At 44.0% G+C, this 22,273-nt stretch carries 22 protein-coding genes, 1 riboswitch and 1 other annotated feature; of the genes, 14 read left to right on the forward strand and 8 right to left on the reverse strand.

Annotated features, from left to right (window positions below; translation table 11 throughout):
- Positions 1-208: 208 nt before the first annotated feature.
- Positions 209-386: riboswitch (Lysine riboswitch) on the forward strand.
- Between the two features lie 112 nt (positions 387-498).
- The 9 genes from AB4351_RS05775 (at position 499) to hisIE (ending at position 9,758) form a co-directional block, all read left to right on the forward strand.
- The gene (locus AB4351_RS05775) at positions 499-2,091 is read left to right on the forward strand and encodes a Na+/H+ antiporter NhaC family protein (RefSeq protein WP_017060263.1); all 1,593 of its coding nucleotides are present in this window, start codon (positions 499-501) and stop codon (positions 2,089-2,091) included.
- A gap of 190 nt (positions 2,092-2,281) precedes the next feature.
- Positions 2,282-2,417 (forward strand) — a sequence feature (His leader region).
- A 53-nt stretch (positions 2,418-2,470) separates the two neighbouring features.
- Positions 2,471-3,367 (forward strand): ATP phosphoribosyltransferase, encoded by an 897-nt coding sequence (hisG, locus tag AB4351_RS05780; RefSeq protein WP_017060264.1) that lies wholly within the window; start codon positions 2,471-2,473, stop codon positions 3,365-3,367.
- Entirely contained in the window at positions 3,367-4,668 is a 1,302-nt protein-coding gene (gene hisD / locus AB4351_RS05785; RefSeq protein ID WP_017065318.1) for a histidinol dehydrogenase, read from the forward strand. Before hisG ends, hisD begins: the two co-directional genes overlap by 1 nt.
- A 9-nt stretch (positions 4,669-4,677) precedes the next feature.
- Positions 4,678-5,718 (forward strand): histidinol-phosphate transaminase, encoded by a 1,041-nt coding sequence (gene hisC, locus AB4351_RS05790; protein ID WP_017060266.1) that lies wholly within the window; start codon positions 4,678-4,680, stop codon positions 5,716-5,718.
- Positions 5,719-5,847: 129 nt separating this feature from the next.
- Positions 5,848-6,936, forward strand: a complete 1,089-nt coding sequence (gene hisB, locus AB4351_RS05795; RefSeq protein WP_017067390.1) for a bifunctional histidinol-phosphatase/imidazoleglycerol-phosphate dehydratase HisB — start codon at positions 5,848-5,850, stop codon at positions 6,934-6,936.
- 24 nt (positions 6,937-6,960) lie between these two features.
- A complete protein-coding gene (hisH, locus tag AB4351_RS05800) occupies positions 6,961-7,575 on the forward strand; it encodes an imidazole glycerol phosphate synthase subunit HisH (RefSeq protein WP_371700918.1) in 615 nt (204 codons plus the stop codon).
- Positions 7,576-7,618: 43 nt separating this feature from the next.
- On the forward strand, positions 7,619-8,356 hold the full coding sequence (gene hisA / locus AB4351_RS05805; RefSeq protein WP_012604374.1) for a 1-(5-phosphoribosyl)-5-[(5-phosphoribosylamino)methylideneamino]imidazole-4-carboxamide isomerase: 738 nt from the start codon (positions 7,619-7,621) through the stop codon (positions 8,354-8,356).
- Entirely contained in the window at positions 8,338-9,111 is a 774-nt protein-coding gene (hisF, locus tag AB4351_RS05810) for an imidazole glycerol phosphate synthase subunit HisF (RefSeq protein WP_017060270.1), read from the forward strand. Before hisA ends, hisF begins: the two co-directional genes overlap by 19 nt.
- Positions 9,108-9,758 (forward strand): bifunctional phosphoribosyl-AMP cyclohydrolase/phosphoribosyl-ATP diphosphatase HisIE, encoded by a 651-nt coding sequence (gene hisIE / locus AB4351_RS05815; RefSeq protein WP_017060271.1) that lies wholly within the window; start codon positions 9,108-9,110, stop codon positions 9,756-9,758. The genes hisF and hisIE overlap by 4 nt, the downstream gene beginning before the upstream one ends.
- Before the next feature lie 233 nt (positions 9,759-9,991).
- On the opposite strand, the gene AB4351_RS05820 is transcribed toward hisIE, so the two are convergent.
- The 4 genes from AB4351_RS05820 to AB4351_RS05835 form a co-directional block, all read right to left on the reverse strand.
- Positions 9,992-10,504 carry a YchJ family protein gene (locus AB4351_RS05820; RefSeq protein ID WP_017060272.1) on the reverse strand — a complete coding sequence of 171 codons (513 nt, stop codon included), beginning with the start codon at positions 10,502-10,504 and terminating at the stop codon, positions 9,992-9,994.
- 136 nt (positions 10,505-10,640) lie between these two features.
- Positions 10,641-11,858 carry an EAL and HDOD domain-containing protein gene (locus tag AB4351_RS05825; RefSeq protein ID WP_029235300.1) on the reverse strand — a complete coding sequence of 406 codons (1,218 nt, stop codon included), beginning with the start codon at positions 11,856-11,858 and terminating at the stop codon, positions 10,641-10,643.
- Positions 11,859-11,981: 123 nt separating this feature from the next.
- Positions 11,982-12,716, reverse strand: a complete 735-nt coding sequence (gene lpxH, locus AB4351_RS05830; protein ID WP_017060274.1) for a UDP-2,3-diacylglucosamine diphosphatase — start codon at positions 12,714-12,716, stop codon at positions 11,982-11,984.
- A gap of 77 nt (positions 12,717-12,793) precedes the next feature.
- Positions 12,794-13,288: a peptidylprolyl isomerase gene (locus AB4351_RS05835; RefSeq protein WP_017060275.1), complete on the reverse strand. Its 495-nt coding sequence runs from the start codon at positions 13,286-13,288 to the stop codon at positions 12,794-12,796.
- Between the two features lie 365 nt (positions 13,289-13,653).
- Here AB4351_RS05835 and cysS point away from each other — a divergent pair, with 365 nt between their 5' ends.
- Positions 13,654-15,039: a cysteine--tRNA ligase gene (gene cysS / locus AB4351_RS05840; RefSeq protein ID WP_017060276.1), complete on the forward strand. Its 1,386-nt coding sequence runs from the start codon at positions 13,654-13,656 to the stop codon at positions 15,037-15,039.
- Positions 15,040-15,137: 98 nt separating this feature from the next.
- Positions 15,138-15,716, forward strand: coding sequence for a thymidine kinase (locus AB4351_RS05845; RefSeq protein ID WP_017060277.1), 579 nt, complete (start codon positions 15,138-15,140; stop codon positions 15,714-15,716).
- A 126-nt stretch (positions 15,717-15,842) separates the two neighbouring features.
- Here AB4351_RS05845 and AB4351_RS05850 read toward each other — a convergent pair whose 3' ends face one another.
- The 3 genes from AB4351_RS05850 to AB4351_RS05860 form a co-directional block, all read right to left on the reverse strand.
- Positions 15,843-16,508 carry a YdcF family protein gene (locus tag AB4351_RS05850; RefSeq protein WP_032545711.1) on the reverse strand — a complete coding sequence of 222 codons (666 nt, stop codon included), beginning with the start codon at positions 16,506-16,508 and terminating at the stop codon, positions 15,843-15,845.
- Entirely contained in the window at positions 16,501-17,355 is an 855-nt protein-coding gene (locus AB4351_RS05855) for an NAD(P)H-binding protein (protein ID WP_372125341.1), read from the reverse strand. Before AB4351_RS05855 ends, AB4351_RS05850 begins: the two co-directional genes overlap by 8 nt.
- 114 nt (positions 17,356-17,469) lie before the next feature.
- The gene (locus AB4351_RS05860) at positions 17,470-17,700 is read right to left on the reverse strand and encodes a TIGR02647 family protein (RefSeq protein WP_017060280.1); all 231 of its coding nucleotides are present in this window, start codon (positions 17,698-17,700) and stop codon (positions 17,470-17,472) included.
- Positions 17,701-17,957: 257 nt separating this feature from the next.
- Between AB4351_RS05860 and AB4351_RS05865 the strand changes: the two genes are divergently transcribed.
- Positions 17,958-19,265 carry an ATPase gene (locus tag AB4351_RS05865; RefSeq protein WP_017065323.1) on the forward strand — a complete coding sequence of 436 codons (1,308 nt, stop codon included), beginning with the start codon at positions 17,958-17,960 and terminating at the stop codon, positions 19,263-19,265.
- A gap of 362 nt (positions 19,266-19,627) precedes the next feature.
- Positions 19,628-20,470 carry a formate transporter FocA gene (gene focA / locus AB4351_RS05870; RefSeq protein ID WP_017072124.1) on the forward strand — a complete coding sequence of 281 codons (843 nt, stop codon included), beginning with the start codon at positions 19,628-19,630 and terminating at the stop codon, positions 20,468-20,470.
- Between the two features lie 354 nt (positions 20,471-20,824).
- Here focA and AB4351_RS05875 read toward each other — a convergent pair whose 3' ends face one another.
- Complete coding sequence (locus tag AB4351_RS05875; RefSeq protein ID WP_102332942.1) at positions 20,825-21,619, reverse strand: ABC transporter permease; 795 nt, start codon at positions 21,617-21,619, stop codon at positions 20,825-20,827.
- A 437-nt stretch (positions 21,620-22,056) separates the two neighbouring features.
- On the opposite strand from AB4351_RS05875, the gene torE reads away from it, so the two are divergent.
- Positions 22,057-22,239 carry a trimethylamine N-oxide reductase system protein TorE gene (gene torE / locus AB4351_RS05880; RefSeq protein WP_017060298.1) on the forward strand — a complete coding sequence of 61 codons (183 nt, stop codon included), beginning with the start codon at positions 22,057-22,059 and terminating at the stop codon, positions 22,237-22,239.
- Positions 22,240-22,273 lie beyond the last annotated feature (34 nt).

Genomic DNA, 22,273 nt, shown 5'->3' on the forward strand with positions numbered 1-22,273 from the left:
ATTAAGAATATCTTAAAAAATGATATGTGACAGGTGGAGTAGTCAACTTATGTAGACTATTCTTCTATTGATTAGTTCATTAACAAAAAGCTATTTTTCTCGGAATGATATGTTGCATTGTTGCTCTTGATGAGTACAATTGCGGCTACCTGATGCGAGGTGTTGGTTAATTTGTTGTTAAACTCTGGTTTACACGGTTAATAATGTTATCGCACGTAGAGGTGCAATTATAAAAAGTAACTTCCGTTGGGGTGATGCCAATGAACGGGAATGAAAGGTGTAATTGCCGAAGTAAATTGTATATCTAAGCAATTTGCTGGGGTTGTGCTCAATAGGTACAACACTGCCATAGTCTTAATTTTAAACTATGGAGCGCTACTGTAGGGTTGGGTGAAGTGTTCACTTCCCTTTCGCTTAGTTCAACATGAGCTTGGTCAGCCGTATCAAGTTTGTCTGCAGTAGATCTCTAGCCAAATAAAAAACTGGTTTTTGAAGATCATGAATTTAATAGATTTTGCAACATCACCTTTATCTTTGCTTCCGCCCCTTGTGGCTTTGAGCCTTGCTATTGTTACCCGCCGTGTATTGGTTTCTTTGGGTGTCGGTATCATCATGGGTGCGATTCTACTTGCTGATTACTCAGTAGGTAACGCAGCTAGCTACGTGTTTACTAAAGCATCTGGTGTTTTCATCGAAGATGGTGGCATCAACACTTGGAACATGAGCATCATTGCATTCCTAATTATTCTTGGAATGACAACGGCATTATTAACACTGTCTGGCGGTACTCGCGCATTCGCGGAGTGGGCACAGTCTCGCGTTAAGAGCAAACGTGGTTCAAAACTACTTGCTGCTTTCTTAGGTGTATTCATCTTTGTTGATGACTACTTTAACAGCCTAGCGGTTGGTGCTATCTCTCGTCCTGTAACAGACCGCTTCTATGTATCTCGCGCTAAGCTTGCTTATATCCTAGATTCAACTGCTGCTCCTATGTGTGTGATCATGCCTGCTTCTAGCTGGGGTGCTTACATCATCACGATCATTGGTGGCATCTTAGTGACACACGGTGTGACAGAGTATTCTGCACTGGGTGCTTACGTTCGTCTTATCCCAATGAACTTCTACGCTGTATTCGCACTACTAATGGTGTTCGCAGTAGCATGGTTCGGTCTAGACGTTGGTAAGATGCGTGAGCATGAGATCGAAGCATCTCAAGGCCGTGGCTTTGAAGGTGACAACGATCAAAAGCAAGCTCACGATCTAAACGAAGAGTTAGATATCGAAGAGAGCGAAAACGGTTCAGTTTCTGATCTTGTTATGCCAATCGTATCGCTAATTGTAGCGACAGTGGCTGCAATGCTTTACACAGGCGGCCAAGCGCTGGCTGCTGATGGCCAAGCATTCAACCTTCTAGGCGCATTCGAAAACACGGATGTAGGTAAGTCTCTTGTTTACGGTGGTGTTATTGGCTTACTAGTAGCACTAGCGACAGTATTCAAGCAAAAGCTATCTATGACTGATATCGCAAGAACAATGTGGATCGGTGCTAGCTCTATGTTTGGCGCGATTCTGATTCTTGTGTTTGCATGGACTATCGGTTCTGTTATCGGCGACATGAAAACGGGTTCTTACCTATCGTCTCTAGTAACAGGCAGCATTGATTACCACTGGTTACCGGTTATGTTGTTCCTTCTAGCGGGCGTTATGGCGTTCTCTACAGGTACATCTTGGGGTACGTTCGGTATCATGCTACCAATCGCGGGTGATATGGCTGCAGCATCGGATATCGCACTGATTCTTCCAATGCTAAGTGCGGTTCTAGCGGGTGCAGTATTTGGTGACCACTGTTCTCCAATCTCAGATACGACGATTCTGTCTTCTACTGGTGCTCGTTGTAACCACATCGACCACGTCTCGACTCAGCTTCCATACGCGTTGTCTGTAGCGTTCGTATCGTGCATTGGTTTCATCACTCTAGGTATGACATCTTCAATTGGCATCGCATTTGGCGCAGCGTCTCTAACGTTTGTTGCTGTATGTTTTGCATTGGCTTACTTCTCTCGCTGCAAAATGGCGACGTGCAAAAGCTAAAATTGAAAGTTAATCAGTAAACTATCAGGGAGGCGTTTGCCTCCCTTTTTTGTGCCTGTTAATTTAATTTTAAGTTTCGTGAAAAAAGTTCGAATAAATGGTTGAAAAAGGATGTCAGCTTAGTTAGTGTGGAGACAAGACAGCAAACAACCTAAGAGCTGATAAGTATGCGTAAATTAGTAATGAACATTCATCACCATCATCACCCTATCTAGTCTTTCGGGGAGATTTACGTATACCCGGGAGCAAGATTACTCCCGGAGGTTAAGTCAAAAGAATTTAGATTTAAACCCTCGGGATGATAAAGTCCCCGAGGGTTTTTTAGTTTTAGCGCTTTTAAATAATCAATAAATTCAAATATTTGCACAGGGATACAGCAATGCAGACACAACGCCTAAGAATCGCAATTCAAAAGAAAGGTCGCTTAAGTAAAGAGTGCCAAGACCTACTTAAAAAATGTGGTGTTAAATTTAATATCATGGGTGAGCGCCTAGTGGTTCACTCACTAAATATGCCAATCGACTTGTTACTCGTTCGTGATGACGACATCCCAGGTCTTATCATGGATGGTGTAGTTGACCTTGGTTTCATCGGTGAAAATGAACTAGAAGAAGTTCGTCTAGATCGTGTTGCTCTTAAAGAGCCTTCAGAGTTCCGCACACTACGTCGTTTAGACTTCGGTGGTTGCCGCCTTTCAATCGCTATTAATAAAGACGAAGAATACAACGGCCCACAAGACTTAGCGGGCAAACGTATTGCGACAACCTACCCACAACTACTTAAAGCCTACATGGACGAGCAGGGTGTTGAGTTCAGCACTTGTATGCTAACAGGTTCGGTTGAAGTCGCGCCTCGCGCTGGCCTTGCAGACGCTATCGCTGATTTAGTTTCTACAGGTGCAACGCTTGAAGCGAACGGCCTAAAAGAAGCAGAAGCTATCTTCCAATCGAAAGCAACACTGATTCAACGTGTTGGCGACTTCGACGCAGACAAGACCGCACTGATTGAAAAACTACTGACTCGTATGCAGGGTGTTCAACAAGCGAAAGAGTCGAAGTACATCATGCTTCACGCGCCAACCTCTCAACTAGAGCAAATCAAAGCATTACTGCCTGGTGCTGAAGATCCAACGGTTCTTCCTCTATCTACAGACAAAGACAAAGTTGCCGTGCACCTAGTAAGTACAGAGAACTTGTTCTGGGAAACAATGGAACAGCTGAAAGAGTTGGGTGCAAGCTCGATTCTAGTATTACCAATCGAAAAAATGATGGGGTAGTGACGATGAGAACCGTTGTTTGGCAATCTTTAAGTGAATCACAGCAAGACTCGGTATTAGAGCGTCCAGCTATTACTGAAGGTGCAAACATCACAGCGACTGTTTCTGATGTTATTGCAAAAGTACGAAATGAAGGCGATGCCGCGCTTAAAAAGCTGACTGCAAAGTTTGATGGTGTAACTCCAGAATCTATCCGAGTCAGTTCGGGTGAGATTGAAGAGGCGTGTGCTCGTCTAACACCAGAGATGAAGCAAGCGTTAGAGCAAGCTTATAGCAACATTGCGAAGTTTCACGAAGCTCAAAAGCCGCAGCCAATTAAGGTTGAGACACAGCCTGGTGTTGTGTGTGAGCAAGTGACGCGCGCGATTAATACTGTTGGCCTTTATATTCCCGGTGGCAGTGCGCCACTACCGTCAACGGTTCTTATGTTAGGTGTTCCTGCTCAAATTGCAGGTTGTCGTAAGGTTGTGCTTTGTTCACCTCCGCCAATCGCTGATGAAATCTTGTATGTCGCTAAGCTTTGTAAGATCGACGAAGTTTACAACGTTGGTGGTGGTCAAGCGGTTGCAGCAATGGCTTACGGTACCGAGAGTGTGGCTAAAGTCGATAAGATCTTCGGCCCAGGTAATGCCTACGTTACGGAAGCAAAGCGCCAAGTGAGTAATGACTTCCGCGGAGCAGCTATTGATATGCCAGCTGGCCCATCTGAAGTGTTAGTGATTGCTGATGAAACGGCTGATGCAGACTTCATTGCAGCGGATTTGTTGAGCCAAGCGGAACACGGGCCTGACTCTCAAGTAGTATTGGTAACTCCATCACCAGTGGTTGCAGACCAAGTAACAGAAGCGGTTCAAAAGCAACTGAAAGAACTGTCTCGTGCGAACATCGCTCAGCAAGCATTGGCTTCAAGCTTAATCATCATTGCTGAATCGATCACTCAAGCGATTGCGATTTCGAATTTCTACGGTCCTGAGCACTTGATCGTTCAAACCAAGAACCCACGTGAATTGCTGCCATTGCTAGATAATGCAGGCTCAATTTTCCTTGGTGACTGGTCTCCAGAATCTGCAGGTGACTACGCATCCGGCACAAACCACGTTCTTCCGACTTACGGTTATACCAAGACGTATTCAAGCCTAGGTTTGGCTGATTTCTCTAAGCGAATGACGGTGCAGGAGCTAACAGCCGATGGGTTGAAAGGCCTAGCGCCAACAGTAGTAACAATGGCGGAAGCCGAAGGTTTGGATGCACACAAACGCGCTGTGACTATCCGAGTTGAAAAGTTAAATAAAGCGAAATAAGGGTAGGGCATGGAAAAGTTAGCAAGAAAACAAGTTCAGGCTCTAACACCTTACTTGTCTGCAAGACGCATAGGCGGTACTGGTGATGTATGGCTAAACGCCAACGAATCTCCGTTTGATAACGAGTACAACCTGAACTTGTCTCGTCTTAACCGTTACAGCGAATGTCAGCCAAAAGAGCTGATTGATGCTTACGCTCAATACGCAGGCGTGAAATCAGAGCAAACACTGACGACTCGTGGTGCTGACGAAGGCATTGAGTTATTGATTCGTGCTTTCTGTGAGCCGAACGAAGACGCTATTCTTTACTGCCCACCTACTTACGGTATGTACGCAATCAGTGCAGAGACGATTGGTGTTGAGCGTAAAGTTGTGCCTCTTACTTCTGAATGGCAATTGGATCTTCCAGCTATCGAAGCTCAGCTCGACAACGTAAAAGTGGTGTTTGTTTGTAGCCCAAATAACCCAACCGGTAATTTAGTTGATCGTAAAGACATCATCAAGCTGCTTGAAATGACACAAGACAAAGCGATTGTGGTGATGGATGAAGCGTATATCGATTTTTGTCCAGAAGCGTCAACCGTTGATTTGCTTGAGCAATATCCAAACCTAGCGATTCTGCGCACCTTGTCGAAGGCCTTTGCTTTGGCGGGCTTACGTTGTGGCTTTACGCTAGCGAACAAAGAGCTTATCGATGTACTGTTGAAAGTGATTGCTCCTTATCCAGTGCCAATCCCTGTTGCTGACATTGCCGTTCAAGCTCTCTCAGAGCAAGGACTAGCGCGAGCTAAGTTCCAAGTTCTAGATTTAAGTGCTAACCGAGCGTATTTGCAGGCGGGTCTATTAGGTATGCCTCAAGTGACGGTTTTTGATGGCTGGGGTAACTACTTACTGGTGAAATTCCCGAACGGCGATGAGTTATTTAAAGCGGCTTGGGATACGGGCATTATTTTGCGTAATTCACCTATTGAAGACTGTGTTCGTATTAGTATTGGTAACCGCGAAGAGTGCGAAAAGACACTTGGATTCATTCGTAACTTTTATCAGTAATGAAAGGCTTACCAGTAATAACATTTGCCAGTTTGAGTTGATTAATTGGGCTGGCAAGTGAAACCAATATTTTGGGTTAGCGTTTGATTTTAGCTAGGCCACCAGATTTAAAATTAAAAGGAAGTTCAAGTGAGTAAACAACAGAAAATACTTTTTATAGACCGTGACGGCACCTTAATTGTTGAGCCGCCAGTTGACTTTCAAGTAGACCGTTTAGACAAGCTAAAATTCGAACCGCGAGTAATTCCTAGCCTGCTTGCTTTGCAAGATGCTGGTTACCGTCTAGTGATGGTGACTAACCAAGATGGTTTAGGTACCGATAGCTACCCACAAGAAGATTTCGATGCACCACACAATATGATGATGGAGTTCTTCGAATCTCAAGGCGTTAAGTTTGACGACGTGCTTATTTGCCCTCACTTTGACGAAGACAACTGCTCTTGCCGTAAGCCTAAACTGGGTATGGTTAAAGAGTACCTACAAGGCGGTAAAGTCGATTTCCAACACTCTGTTGTGATTGGCGACCGAATGACGGATCTTCAACTGGCAGAGAACATGGCAATCCGCGGTATTCAATATAGCCCGGATGCGGAAACTGAAGGCACGCTTAACTGGCCACAAATCGTTAAAGATCTGACGGTTAATGCGCGTATTGCTGAAGTAGTTCGTACCACTAAAGAAACAGATATCAAGGTTGCAGTAAACCTTGATGAAACCGGTGGCAACAAGATCGATACCGGCATGGGTTTCTTCGACCACATGCTTGATCAAATCGCGACACACGGTGGTTTCCAAATGAACCTGACTGTGAAAGGCGATCTGCACATCGATGATCACCACACGGTAGAAGATACCGCTCTTGCTTTAGGCCAAGCATTGAAAGATGCACTAGGCGACAAACGTGGTATTGGCCGTTTTGGTTTCAGCCTACCAATGGATGAGTGTTTGGCTCAGTGTGCGTTAGACCTTTCTGGTCGCCCATACCTGAAGTTCGATGCTAAATTCAGCCGTGAGCAAGTGGGTGATCTTTCAACCGAGATGGTGGTTCACTTCTTCCGTTCTCTAACTGATACATTGGCTTGTACGCTACACCTTTCTTCTGATGGCAATAATGATCACCACATCATTGAGAGCCTGTTCAAAGCGTTTGGCCGTACTCTTCGCCAAGCAATCAAAGTTGAAGGTAACGAGTTACCAAGCAGCAAAGGCGTACTGTAAGGCTAACGTTAGCAAGGAAAAACAATGAAAGATCAAAAAGTCGTTATTATTGATACTGGTTGTGCCAACGTTTCATCGGTGAAGTTTGCGATTGAACGTTTGGGCTACGCAGTTGAAATTTCAAAAGAACCAGAAGTGGTTCTTGCTGCCGACAAGCTATTCCTACCCGGTGTAGGTACAGCAAGTGAGGCAATGAAGAACCTGCAAGAGCGTGACCTTGTTACCCTTGTCAAGCAAGTTGAGAAGCCTCTGCTGGGTATCTGTCTAGGTATGCAGCTGTTAGGCAAACTGTCTCAAGAGAAAGGTCAAAAGGCTGATGAGTTAGTTGAATGCCTAGGTTTGTGTGATGGTGAAGTTCGTTTACTTGAAACGGGCGACTTGCCATTACCACACATGGGTTGGAACACCGTAACGGCAACACCTAATCATCCTCTATTTAAAGACATTGAAGAAGGCGAATACTTCTACTTTGTTCATAGCTTCGCAATGCCAGTGGGCGACTACACAATCGCACAATGTGATTACGGTAATCCGTTCACTGCGGCGGTTCAAAGTGGCAATTATTATGGTGTTCAGTTCCACCCAGAGCGATCTTCGAAAGCTGGCTCTAAGCTGATTCAGAACTTCTTGGAATTGTAATAAGGATTAGGCAGCGGCTAACGTTGCCATATAAGGAATGTAAATGATTATTCCCGCGTTAGATTTAATTGAAGGCCAAGTAGTTCGCTTATTCCAAGGAGACTACGGGCAAGTAACAGAATACAAAGTAGACCCAGCAGAGCAGTTTAATCTGTACCACCAAGCTGGCGCTGGCTGGCTGCACCTTGTTGACTTAACGGGCGCAAAAGACACAACGGCTCGTCAGTTAGACTTGATTGCTAAGCTCCTTGCTAGCACGCCTGCGAACATCCAGATTGGTGGTGGCGTGCGTAACGAACAAGATGTCGTTGATCTGCTAGAAGCTGGCGCACAGCGCGTTGTGGTTGGTTCTACAGCCGTTAAGCAACCTGAGTTGGTGAAAGGTTGGATGGAGAAGTATGGCGCGGAAAAAATCGTGCTGGCTCTAGACATCAACATTGATGAAAGCGGCACACGTAAAGTGGCGATTTCAGGTTGGCAAGAAGATTCAGGTGTGACTATTGAAGCGCTGATTGAAGACTACCTCACGGTTGGCCTTAAACACGTGCTGTGTACCGATATTTCACGTGACGGCACGCTAGAAGGATCAAACGTAGAGCTCTATGTTGATCTTTGTAAGCAGTACCCACAAGTGCAATTCCAATCATCGGGCGGCATTGGCAGCCTAGCTGATATCGAAGCGCTTAAAGGCAGCGGTGTTGCGGGTGTGATTGTGGGTCGTGCGCTACTTGATGGCAAGTTTACCGCAGAGGAGGCATTTGCATGTTGGCAAAGCGAATAATCCCTTGTTTGGATGTCCGTGACGGACAAGTGGTTAAGGGCGTTCAGTTCCGTAACCACGAAATTATTGGTGACATCGTTCCGCTAGCACAACGCTATGCAGAAGAGGGCGCCGATGAATTGGTATTTTATGACATCACCGCATCAAGTGATGGCCGTGTGGTCGATAAAAGCTGGGTGAAACGCGTAGCTGAAGTGATCGATATCCCTTTCTGTGTCGCTGGTGGTATTAAATCAGCAGAAGATGCAGCGCGCATTCTTGAGTTTGGTGCGGATAAAGTGTCAATCAACTCACCGGCATTGGCTAATCCACAGCTGATTACTGACCTTGCTGATAAGTTTGGCGTTCAGTGTATCGTTGTCGGTATCGATTCATACTTCGACAAAGAAACCGGTAAATATCAGGTTTACCAATTTACAGGCGATGAAGCGCGTACTAAAGCAACCAAATGGGAAACCAAAGATTGGGTGCAGGAAGTACAGAAGCGTGGCGCAGGTGAGATTGTGTTAAACATGATGAACCAAGATGGCGTTCGTAACGGCTATGATATCGATCAGTTAAACATGGTGCGTGAAGTGTGTAATGTGCCATTGATTGCCTCTGGTGGCGCTGGTGCAATGGAGCACTTTGCTGAAGCTTATAAAAAGACCAACGTGGATGGAGCACTTGCGGCTTCGGTATTCCACAAACAAGTCATCAATATTGGTGAACTTAAACAGTATTTAAAACAACAAGATGTAGAGGTGCGACTATGAGTTTTGAACCCGTAAGCTTATCAAAAACAGAAGTAGGCGCATTGTCAGAGCGTATTAACTGGGAAAAAGTAGATGGCTTAGTGCCAGCGATTGTTCAAGATTACCAGTCAAGCCAAGTGCTAATGATGGGATACATGAACCCAGCCGCACTTGAGAAAACGGGTGAAACTGGCAATGTGACGTTTTTCTCTCGCACAAAAGAGCGTCTTTGGACGAAAGGTGAAACGTCGGGCAATGTATTGCAACTGCAAAACATCGCCTTGGACTGTGACAGCGACACCTTACTGGTTAAAGTTAATCCCATTGGTCCAACGTGCCACACAGGTACAACAACGTGTTGGGATGGAGACAAGCAAGAAGAGTCTCAGATGGTGTGGCTTCATCAGCTTGAGCAGCTATTGGCTGCCCGCAAGGACGCCGATCCTGAATCTTCTTATACTGCCAGTCTATATGCCCGTGGCACCAAGCGTATTTCGCAAAAAGTGGGCGAAGAAGGCGTTGAAGTCGCGCTTGCGGCGACGTCGGGCGATAAGGCGGAGTTAGTGTGTGAATCAGCAGATTTGATTTACCACCTAATGGTTCTTCTTCAAGACCAAGGCTTATCGATGGATGATGTGGTAAATAAGCTGAAAGAGCGTCATAAGTAAGCTCTCTTTAGATTAATAGAACCGCGTAAAAGACAGACAAAAGCCCCGCAAACAAACATGTTTACGGGGCTTTTTAGTTTTTTAATTTTCAAGATTTCAAGATTTCAAGATTTCAAGATTTCAAGATTTCTAAGCCCTACGTCACTTTTCTAACCTCTGACTTTGCGTCATTCCGAGGAGCCTAAGCGACATCAGGAATCTCTTCTCTTAATCTGACTTCTTAGTCGAACGAGTTACCCGCAGCACTTCTTGTATTTCTTACCACTGCCACAAATACACGGATCATTACGGCCGATTTTAAAGCTCTCAACGGTTTGATTTAAGCGTGGGTCAATTTCTGGTTGTGTAGTCTGTTCCTGCTCTGGGAAGGTACCATCAATGTAGTACCAAAGACCGTCTTCACGTATAAAGCGAGAGCGTTCTTGCATGCAGTATTGTGCGCCTTCTTCATTGAAGTAAGCTTTAAACTCAACAAAGCCTTCGTCTTGGTGCGAGCCTACCGCAGTATCGATGACTTCTAGTCCTGCCCAATCACTGTTGATAGATTCGGCAATACCTTCTCTTTGCGCTTCTGCGTTGCAGCTAGGGTGGTAAGTCGCAACAACATAGTCAACTAAACCCAACACGTGCGCTGAATAACGAGAGCGCATCAACTGTTCAGGCGTTTCAACAGCACTGTGGTGAAGGTGCGCTGATTCACAGCACTGTTGGTAAGTATTTTTGCTACCGCATGGGCATAAAGACATAGTCAGATCCTGTAAAAATGGCCTCTATTAAGAGGCCATAAGTGAATGCGTGGGAGTTTACCAAGAAACGATCGCTCACCAAAGTTTGGTTTCTGTTGAAGTTATTGAAATTATCAAAGTGTTAGCGCGAAGTTTACTATTTCAAGGCTGGAGACAATAGCTCTTGTGCCCAAGTCGTTGCTTCATCGTAAGCTTGGCCTAGTTGAGCCTCACTGAGCTTGAGAAGTTTACGAATGCGCGTTGCTTCGTCCCATCGGGCTTGTTCATAAGCAATAACCATGGCCAAAATCGCACCTAACACGCCTTTACGTTGGATAAGGGCCTGTTTAATCTCATCGTCGATTGGCACTGAGTCCAGTACTTGCTTCAACGGTTGGTCAAACAGTGAATCCAGTAGCGAGAACATACCGGTCAAAAAGGCTTGTCCTGGCTCAACCTTCACATTCATCTTCTCGACTAAGAGCTCACATTGACGCGCGCGTAATACCGCTAAACCGTAGAGTGAGTCCGGCTTGTCTTCTTTCGCTGATGCGATCGCCACAAGTGAAACGAACTTACGCAGCTTTTGTTCACCAAGGTAAATAAGCGCTTGGCGGAATGAACGAATCGTTGTTGGTGAACCGCCAGCGGAGTTTACGTAGGTAAGTAGCTTATACGACATGGTCACATCGAGCGTAATCAAACGCTCTACTTCACCAAAGTCGATAGGGTCGTGCGCAATCTCTTTTAACAGCTGAACGGTCGTCAGGAATGCCGGGTTGAGCGCACGCGTTTGGATCATCTCTGGCTTGCTAAAGAAATAACCTTGAAAGTAGGTGAAGCCTGCTTTTTTCGCTTCTTGGTATTCTTCGTACGTTTCTACTTTCTCAGCAAGGAACTTGATATCTAGCCCTTTGAGAGAGTTCATAAACATCGCTGCTTTGGCAATTGGCGTCAAACGGATATCGAACTTGATAATTGAAACGTAGGGTAAGAAGCGCTTCCAAGCTTTACTTGGCACAAAGTCGTCTAGCGCAATGGTATAACCCGCGTCAAAGATGGTTTTGATTGCTTCAAGTAATTCGTCTGTTGGTTCGCAGTCTTCAAGAACCTCAACAACGAGGCTTTCTTTGGGGAACAGAGTAGGGACTAAGTTGATTAGGCTTGCATATGGGAAGTTCACGAACCCAAGCTTATCACCCAACGTATTATAGTGGGTCGATAAGAAGTGATCGGAAAGCAAACGGCTAGTAGCGAGCTCCGGCTCTACTTCAGGGAAAGTGTTCTTAGGACCATCCCTGAATAGCAACTCGTAACCTATGGTTTTCTTGCCTGTGTCGAGTATTGGTTGACGCGCTACGTATGAATATTTCAACTTGGTACTGTGTTCGGTTTATTTCTGGTAGAGAGATAATAGCTAATTCACTAGAAATTACCATACACTTTCTAAGAAAGTCTGACCGACAATAATAATCAAAGTGAAAGTTTAAGCGTTATGTTAAAAGCTATTGCTAAACGCTCGATTCTGTAGTTCAAAACTTTGCGGCGTGAACACCAGCACTGAGCCTTGCGTATACCAATCGCCAAGTACGATACGGGTTTTAGTGCAATTGTTAGCATTAAATGTATGGATGTCTGGGCGGTGAGTATGGCCGTGGATCATCAGATCGACATTGTTTCGTTCCATCACATCTTCGACTTCTTGCTGTGTCACATCCATGATGTCGAGAGACTTGGTCTGCTTGTCATCTTTGATATCTGATTGAACCTTTGAAACAATTTTCTTCTTGATGAAAAATGGAATTCGGTTGAAGACCCATTGTAACCATGGCTGATGCACTTTTTCGCGAAAGGCGAGGTACTTTACATCTTCAGTACATAGAGTGTCTCCGTGCAATACTACCGCTTTTTGCCCGTAGATATCGATCGTAGAAACTTCGTCGAGAAGTTGTACGCCCGTTTGCTTAGCAAATTTTTTGCCGACTAAGAAGTCGCGGTTCCCTTGAGTAAAGTAACAAGGCACGCCTGTTTTCACTAAGTCGATAAACGCTTGGCGGATAGAAGTCGCGAATTCACTCTTATCATCGTCACCAATCCAGAATTCGAAAAGGTCACCTAATACGTAAAGTGCATCCGCTTCTACGGCTTCTTTCTTCATAAAGGTTAAGAAGCAGTCTGTGATGTCTTCTCGTGACGGAGAAAGGTGCAGATCTGATATAAAATATGTTTTCATAGGTCTAAAAAAAGGGAGCGATTCGCTCCCTATATCCTGATTTTATCGGCTCATCAATACTAACCGAAAGCGATGAATTAAGCTTCGATTGTAGTACCAGTGATGATCACTTCTTCTAGAGGTACATCTTGGTGCATACCCATAGAACCAGTGCTAACACCTTTAATCTTGTTTACGATGTCCATGCCTTCAACAACTTCTGCGAATACACAGTAGCCCCAACCGTCTAGGCTTTCGCTACGGAAGTTTAGGAAAGAGTTGTCGTTAACGTTGATGAAGAACTGAGAGCTCGCTGAATGCGGTTCCATAGTACGAGCCATTGCTAGCGTACCAACTTTGTTCGCTAGACCGTTGTTTGCTTCGTTCTTGATCGTTGCACGAGTTGCCTTTTCTTTAAGGCCAGAAGTCATGCCGCCGCCTTGAATCATGAAACCATCGATAACACGGTGGAATAGTGTGTTGTCGTAGAAACCGTCACGGCAATACTGTAGAAAGTTTGCGCTTGTTTCTGGTGCTTTTTCTTCGTTAAGTTGAACTTTGATATCACCAAAATTTGTGTGAAGGATGATCATGATTGTTACCTTACTGTCTTTTTAATATGAAGTTCGAATTCTAGCGCATGTTGGCAGACTTTCAAATCACCAAATCATTAACTTAACTTGGATGTTTGAGGTAATACCAATCGTAGTAAATAACTGGCCATCCTAGCTTGTTAAAACACTTGATAACGTCGTTAGAAATTTTGAATGTAGAATAACTACTTATCGAAACTTTTTGTCGAAAAGAGCTTCCTTGTTCTCAAGCATTTTTTCTGCGCTATTTATGACCATCTACTTACCGTGATTGGTATAATTCCTGCTTTTAGGGATTACCTATTAAGGTATGACTTGTTATACTGCGAGCTTATTTTGATTAATCCATAAAATAGATAGAGATCATGCTGAAGATATATAACACGCTCACAAGACAGAAAGAGGAATTCAAACCAATTACAGCTGGCAAAGTCGGCATGTATGTCTGTGGGGTAACCATATACGATCTCTGTCATATTGGTCATGGTCGTACGTTCGTTTCTTTCGACGTAGTAACTCGTTACCTTCGTTACCTTGGTTACGATTTGAATTTCGTTCGTAACATCACAGATATCGATGACAAAATCATCAAACGCGCTAACGAAAACGGTGAGTCTTGTGACTCTCTGACTGAGCGTTTAATCGGTGAGATGCACGCTGACTTTGATGCATTGAACATGAAGCGTCCAGATGTTGAGCCTCGTGCGACAGAATACATCACTGAAATCATCGAGCTTGTTGAAAAGCTGATTGAACGTGGTTTCGCATACGTTGCAAGCAACGGCGACGTGATGTTTGAAGTAAAGAAATTCGACGAATACGGTAAGCTTTCAAAGCAAGACCTTGATCAGCTTCAAGCGGGTGCTCGCGTTGATGTTGAATCTGCAAAACGCAGCCCACTAGACTTCGTTCTTTGGAAGATGTCTAAGCCAGGTGAACCTACATGGGAATCGCCATGGGGCCCGGGTCGTCCAGGTTGGCACATCGAATGTTCAGCAATGAACTCGTCTATTCTTGGTAACCACTTCGATATCCACGGTGGTGGTTCAGATCTGCAGTTCCCTCACCACGAAAACGAAATCGCACAGTCTTGCTGCGCGCACGGCACTCAGTATGTAAATACTTGGATGCACAGTGGTATGGTGATGGTAGACAAAGAGAAGATGTCTAAGTCACTAGGTAACTTCTTCACTATCCGTGACGTGCTAGCACATTACGATGCTGAAACGGTACGTTACTTCCTAATGTCTGGTCACTACCGTAGCCAGCTAAACTACAGCGAAGATAACCTAAACCAAGCTCGCGCATCACTAGAGCGTCTATACACGTCACTTCGTGGCCTAGACCTTACAGCCGCTCCTGCCGGTGGCGAAGAGTACGTGACTCGATTCTCTACAGCGATGAACGATGATTTCAACACACCTGAAGCTTATTCAGTACTGTTTGAAATGGCTCGTGAAATCAACCGTATCAAGCCTGAAAGCATTGAAAAAGCAAGCGGACTGGGTGCATTGATGCGTGAACTAGCAGACATCATCGGTATTCTTCACCAAGAGCCAGAAGCCTTCCTACAAGGTGATGCGGCAGGTAACGACGACGAAGTGGCTGAAATCGAAGCGTTGATCAAACTGCGTAACGACTCTCGTGCTTCAAAGGATTGGGCAAATGCCGACCTTGCACGTGATAAGCTAAACGAGTTGGGTATTGTTCTGGAAGATGGCCCAGAAGGTACGACTTGGCGTCGTAAGTAAATCTTATAAAAAGGGCTGATTTTCAGCCCTTTTTTCTAGCACGAATTCTCTATTTTCACCTTTTCTATCTTCAACTTTTAATTAACAGGAATATTTCTGTGGCTCAGATGTATTTTTATTACTCGGCAATGAATGCGGGTAAATCAACAACGCTTCTTCAATCTTCATTCAACTACCAAGAACGTGGCATGACGCCAGTGATCTTTACGGCAGCTTTGGACGATCGCTATGGTATCGGTAAAGTGAGCTCACGAATTGGTCTGCAATCTGAAGCTCAGCTGTTTAAAAATGACACCAACATGTTTGATGCGATCAAAAAGCTCAATGAGGAAGAAAAGCGTCATTGTGTTTTGATCGATGAGTGCCAATTTTTATCGAAGGAGCAGGTGTACCAATTAACAGAAGTGGTTGATAAGCTGCACATCCCTGTACTTTGTTACGGCCTACGTACCGATTTCCTGGGTGAACTGTTTGAAGGTAGCCGTTACTTACTGTCTTGGGCAGATAAACTTGTTGAGCTTAAAACAATTTGTCACTGTGGCCGTAAAGCGAACATGGTAATTCGTACCGACGAGCACGGTGTGGCGATTGCTGAGGGCGACCAAGTGGCTATTGGCGGTAACGACAAATACGTTTCTGTTTGCCGTCTGCACTACAAAGAAGCGTTAGGTAAATAAGCAGCTCTATTTGCTAACGCGAAAGAACGAAAAACGGTGACCAAGTGTCACCGTTTTTGTTTATTGGGCCTGTGTTTTGCTTTCTTCCAAGCCGAGCTTTTACTTTGTTCAAAGTCTAACTTTTGCTTATTCGAAACCGAGCTTCTTCAATGCTTGATAGGCGTGGTCAACGTCGTCGGGGATCGGCATCTCAATCTGAAAGCCTTTCTCTGGGTAGGATTTGATTCGCTCGTAATCAGCAATTAATGCGCCTAACACCATATCTAACGGCAACTCTTCGTTAAAGTAATCATCCCAAGTTTGCCATCGCGACGTCACGGTAATCTCGGAAGTTTCGTCAGGCCATTGTTTACTGAAGGTTGCGTAGGTACGTTTCTCCATGAAGGGCTTCTGAACTAAGGTTAGCCTCTTCGGCGATAACCCTTTTTCTGTCAGCAACTCATGAGTGAATCGTACATTTTCCCCAGTATTTGTTGCGTGTTTCTCTATGATAATGTCAGAGTCAGGCACGCCACAATCTCGTGCGATAGAAGCGAATGTTTCTGCTTCTGAGCGTTCAAAGCTTCTTTCGGTAAAGCGTCCCACACCGCCAGAAAAAACGATGTAAGGCGCGATCTGTTGGTGATAAAGCTCGGCTGCATATTCAGCTACGCGAGTATCGTTGCTACACAATACAAAGATACAGTCGGAAGGCGTAACCTTGTGACCCATCGACATAAAGTTCCAAAGGGTGTCGACTGAGCGATGCAGTTTTATGTTGGGATTTTTGTTAGCAATAGATTGTTCAGTCATGAAGTGCGTCCAGTGTGGATTCGAATTTAAATGAATAACCTAAGTCGAGAATCTTCTTCGAAGAGATTAACTTGTCTGGGGTATCAACAACAGCGGGCAGAGGCTCACTGCTGTTGGCGCTTTTCAGTGCCGCGGCATAAAACTCCGCCTTACTGACTGTATTTGGTGTGGTCACGTTAACTATTTCATTGTGCAGTTGACTGATAGCGAAATCGACAGCACCAATTGCATCATCAAGGTGCAGCATGTTGGCTGGAGCTTGAGTGCTGACTTGTTTTAACTTGCTTGCGAAGCGTGATGGGTGACGGCTTGGGCCGATTAAGCCACTAAAGCGAAGAATGGTGTAGTCGATACCGGAATCAATCACTGACTGTTCAGCTTGCAGCATGATTCGTGCGTTATCGGAAAATAAAGACGCGTGCTCGTTATCTGAGGTCGAAAGGGGGAGTGATGCATCCAGCTCGTTCAGCACACCCGGCTTAGTTGGGTATACCGTAGTTGAACTAACCATAATGAGCTTTTTAATGTCGGCCTTTTGGCATGCATTGGTGAGTTGCTGCCAGTAGTCGGCATACTCTTGTCCTGCTCCTTTTCTAAAGCCAGGAGGGAAGCTGCCAATCACAATTTCAGTGTTGTTTTCGAGTAACAATGAATAGAGTCGCCCGATAGTCTGTTGTGGATCGGATGAATCAAAGCTAAACACTTTACATGGAATTTGTTCGCTACCAATGGCATCTGCTCCCGCTTGGGTCGTTTTCGTGACCACTACTCGGTTACCATGTTTTTCTAAATGTTCAGATAAAGGTGCACCTACCCATCCTGCACCGACAATAAATATAGAAGCCATGTGTTCCTCACAACTGCAAATGACGAATTTACAATAAGCCTAACAAAGCTTTGCCCAAAAATGAAAAAACTCCACGGCCGAAGCAAGTGGAGTTTTTACTAGAACAATGGAGCTTTAGTTTAGTACGCGAAGAAGCTTGTCTGCGCGCTCTGCCATCTCGATACCTTCATCTGTTAGGTAACCGCCGTCTGGCTGAGTACAAAGGTTTTTTTCGAATAGGCGCTTAACAGCGTCTTGAGTTTCTTGAGCTGCCTCTTGATGGACTTTAATTCCAGTAGCTGCACTACTTACATCAAATTGAAGAAGGAGGTTTAAATCAGCAATATGTTCAGCGTTGTACTTCATAATTGACCTATATATTCATAACGTTCTCTACCTTCACCTTAGTGCGCATTCTCGGCTCAGGCAATAGCAAATAAAGAGAATTGATAAGTGATACCAAATTGATTGATTAATCATCGAGTGATGAGTTTATTTTGGTTATATTGGGTGATTTGCACCCACTTAAATCATCAGTGATGTTTATTGCTAAGTGGTTGTAATATATTGTGACTAGAAATAATTTGCATTGAGCGAATATTGTATAAAAAGGATATGCATAAGTGAGAGCGAACAAAGTAGCATTAACGATCAGTATGCTATTTGCTATCTCAGGTTGTCAAAGTACACCCTCAGAGCAGACAGACGCGAACCAAACCACAAACAACAATAATGAATCGACAATAGAGGTCCGTTCATTTCAGTCTGTCCAAAGCGTTTACTCCGAATGGGAAGTTAAGCTTGAAGACCATGCTCAATTGTCTCTCTATGCACCAGAGAATTACAATGAACTATTAGACGCATGGGATGATGCTGAAAGCATTTATGCGGACTTACTTAAAGACGAAACTCGGATAACCAAGAGTTACTCCATTTTTTCGAGCCTAACTTACGCTGAAGCCTTCGATGAAAAAATCGCTTTGATCAAATCAAACTATGACTCGATCTTAGTGTTAAAGAAGAAGGCTGATCGAGTACTCGCGGATTCGATTGTCCAAATGGATTACCTGAAGTTTCTTGGCGCAGATACCATGTTTACCTCGAGCTACAAACGTTTGTATTCAGAATACAGCGAGTTGTTCGAGTATGTGCTGGTCGATGAGCTTGAAGACGCTCAAGAAGCGCAGGTGGAATTTCTTAACAATGCTCGCTTACTAGAAGTTAAAGTGGCGCATAAGAAATACATCGAACCTTTGAAGAACGAATTAGAGTTCTTGGAAGATGAAGATTTCGATGACGTTGTTCCACTGACGTTTGCTAAAGCGGCATCTCAAATTGCTTTGGCAGAAAGCCAAGTGAAAGCCAGTCCCCGTGAAAAGTCTATCATTGAAGACGCAGTTCACGCTGCGGAGTTCGAATTAAACCACGTACGCAGTGTTGCTCATGAAGTCAAAGTGCTGGCGAGCGTAAAAGGCGACCAGTTCGAACAGTCGGTTTTGAATGCAGAGAACCAGTTATTGAGCATTTCACGAGTGGTTAATGATGAAGATCACCGTGATGTTGTATTGCGTCTTCAGTCTCAAAAAATTGTAGCGAGTGTTAAAGCGCTGAAAGGCTCAGACATGACGGCGTCATTAAAGTCAGAGATTAAAACTTTGACTGAGCAATTAGCTAAGCTGGAGTCTGAAAACCAGAAGCAAGCGCAGCAACTGTCTGAAGCAACCAAGCACAGTGAGTTGCTCGGTGAGCAGATTACCAAGAGTGATGCTCACATTAAAAGCTTAGAAGAGTTAGTGGATAGTTTGAAAAGCTTAGGTGGCAAAGTGGCCAACGAAAGTGACTCTGATGTGATGTCCCCAGCTGTTGAATCTACTCTAGAGGATTCAACCCTAGAACAATCATCAGAAGAAGTGATTGAACCTTCGGTTTAGCATCACTAATTTCTTTATTTGTGATTGAGTTAAAAGCGCCTTAGGGCGCTTTTTTACGTTCTGTTGATCTATGTCAAAATCTAGAAATAAAAGCGCTCTGTGAGCCATTTTAGTGTACGTTATTCTTTGATTTTTAACGTAACTTGTTGATATTTATAGATGTGTTATTTTCTATGCTGATAACTAATCATTCAGCAGAGTTTTCTTTTTACTACTAAAGTCGTATGAATTTGGAATAACTCGGACTATTTGCTTTCAACAAGGCTGTGAGAGCTATTTTGTGCCTAAAATAGCTCTTGAATTCAGAAATGAAAGAGAGGATTATCGCGCTCCCGACGACATGTTTCAAAATGTAAATCATCATGAATCTAAACCAATTTGACTCATTATTACCGCCACAAATGGCTGAGCGCGCTGCAGATATTGGCGTAGGTAAAGCAACCAAAGATCCAATCAAATCTTTTCTCCTAGCGATTTCCGCTGGCATACATATCGGTATTGCGTTTGTGTTTTACACCATCGTAACGACTGGTGCTGGTGATTTGCCGTGGGGTATTACTCGCTTATTAGGTGGCCTTGCATTTAGCTTGGGCTTAATTCTCGTTGTTGTTACCGGTGGTGAGCTATTTACCAGTTCGGTGCTGACTCTGGTTGCTCGTGCAAGTGGCAAGATTACTTGGCGCACGCTTGTTAAGAACTGGGCTACGGTTTATGTAGGTAACTTGATTGGCGCATTGCTGCTGGTGGCTTGTATGTTACTGACCAAACAGTACATGTTCGACCACGGCCAAGTGGGTTTGAATGCAATGGCGATCTCTCAACATAAGATGCACCATGATTTTATCCAAGCTATCGCGCTCGGCATCATGTGTAATGTATTAGTTTGTATCGCGGTATGGATGACGTTTAGTGGACGTACTCTGACTGACAAAATTGCGGTAATGATTTTACCTGTAGCGATGTTCGTATCGGCTGGTTTTGAGCACTGTATTGCAAATATGTTCCAAGTGCCTTTAGCTATCGGCATCAAAACATTTGCTTCGGCTGAATTTTGGACAATGACAGGCGCTAACCCAGCGGACTATGTTGATCTGAACATGGCGGACTTTTTGATGAACAACTTGCTGCCCGTTACCATCGGTAACATCATTGGCGGCGGTATCTTTGTTGGTATGTGGTACTGGTTGATCTACCTACGTGACTAATAAAGGTGGCGCTATCGACAAAGATGGCGTGACTAACTCAGTTGACGAGATGAGTTAACGCTCTGTGGAAACACTGAACTGACTTATGACATTTACAAGACGGCCTGCATTGCAGGCCGTTTTTTATTTGTGGAAAACCTACTTCTTCATCTCTCTAATGATCATCTGAAAATTCAACAACGCAGTTCTGCACGTGTGTATATGTCTTTGAAATCACCCAAGGATCAATGGCAATGATCTTTGCGCGAGCCGAAATGGACAAAAAAGGATCTATATTGATTTGGTTATCCACAATTTCTGTGGATAACCTGTATCAAATTCAGTGAGTAACCAGATCTAAGATGAGTCGGGAGGTTATTTTGAAGGCTGTATTTGAGCGAGAACTCGCCCTTCTTTGGTCAGAGAAGTCTTTAACGATAGGTGAAGTGCAAGCGCTAAGGAGCAGCTCATCATCACGAAAATAGCCAACATGATCATCAGTTGATACTTAATCGCGATCATTGGTGAAGCACCCCCTAAGATTTGTCCTGTCATCATTCCTGGTAGCGTTACCAAGCCTGTGGTTGCCATTGAGGCCATAATAGGAGACATCGCTTTCTGTATAGCATTACGCACAAAAGGCGCTGCAGCATAGGAAGGAGAGGCACCTAAAGCGATAGCCGCTTCGTACTCTGATTTCTGCGTTTCAAAAGCACCGAACAAGTTCTGCAATGCCACGATGTTACTGCTTAAGCTATTACCTAACAGCATCCCTGCAATAGGGATTAAGTACTGTGCGTTAAAAACCGGTGTTGGTTTAATGATGAATAAGCAGATAAACAAGACAATGGGTACACAGGTTACCGCTAGGCTCACAGCGACTGGGACTAACAAGAGGTTTCGGGGTAACTTGGACTTTTCAACAATCGAGCTTGCCCCAACGATAATCATCGTAAATAACCACAGTAAATTGACCCACAAGCTATTCAAAGTGAACAGGTATTCTAGGTAGAGGCCAACCAGAAATAGCTGAACAGTCATGCGAATGATGCTGATAGAAGCCTCTTTGCCAAGGCCAAGTTTTAGCTTGTAGTTGATTACAATTGGCAGCAAGAGAAGTGAACTGAAAAACAATAATTGCCACCAAGATATATCAATAACGTCTTGCATAATGCTTCCTTTTAATAAGGCTTCTATCATATATGAAAGTGCCAAATGATGCATTTCAACTGCAAAGTCATCGATTCGAAAAACGATCAATAATTTAACAATCAAACCACAAAATATTGGTTTTTTGAGGCATTTTTGGCTACTACTTAGTAGGTAAAACGTTAAAATTGGTTACAATACGGTTGCGTAGTTGTTGGAATTTAACATTTGTGAAATATACTTAATTCTTCACATTTGTTAATACTTTTTAATAACTTTGTTTAACTAAAAACAACTTTGGATGAGCTCAAAAAAGTATTGATTAGCAAGGGTTATAACGGGAGATTTGATTGAACCCTACTTTGAGTATGGTCTAAAATTTGTCGTTAGATACTTAAGAACTTTAGCCCCATAGAATGGGTTACTCGAAATTACTAAATACAAAATAGGCAAAATGTATGAGTGATGTTAATAAAATTGAAACTAGCGAAAAACATTCGCTGGAGTGGAAGTCTTTCCTCTTCATCGCGGTGGTTCTCTTCCCAATATTAAGTGTGGCTTTTGTAGGCGGTTACGGCTTCCTAGTTTGGGCACTGCAAGTGTTTGTATTCGGACCTCCAGGTGCTCACGGCGGCATGTAATGCCCTCTAAGTAACAACATTTTTTAAAATCAAT

The sequence above is a fragment of the Vibrio sp. 10N.261.51.F11 genome (assembly GCF_041471665.1).
Lineage (GTDB): Bacteria > Pseudomonadota > Gammaproteobacteria > Enterobacterales > Vibrionaceae > Vibrio > Vibrio crassostreae_C.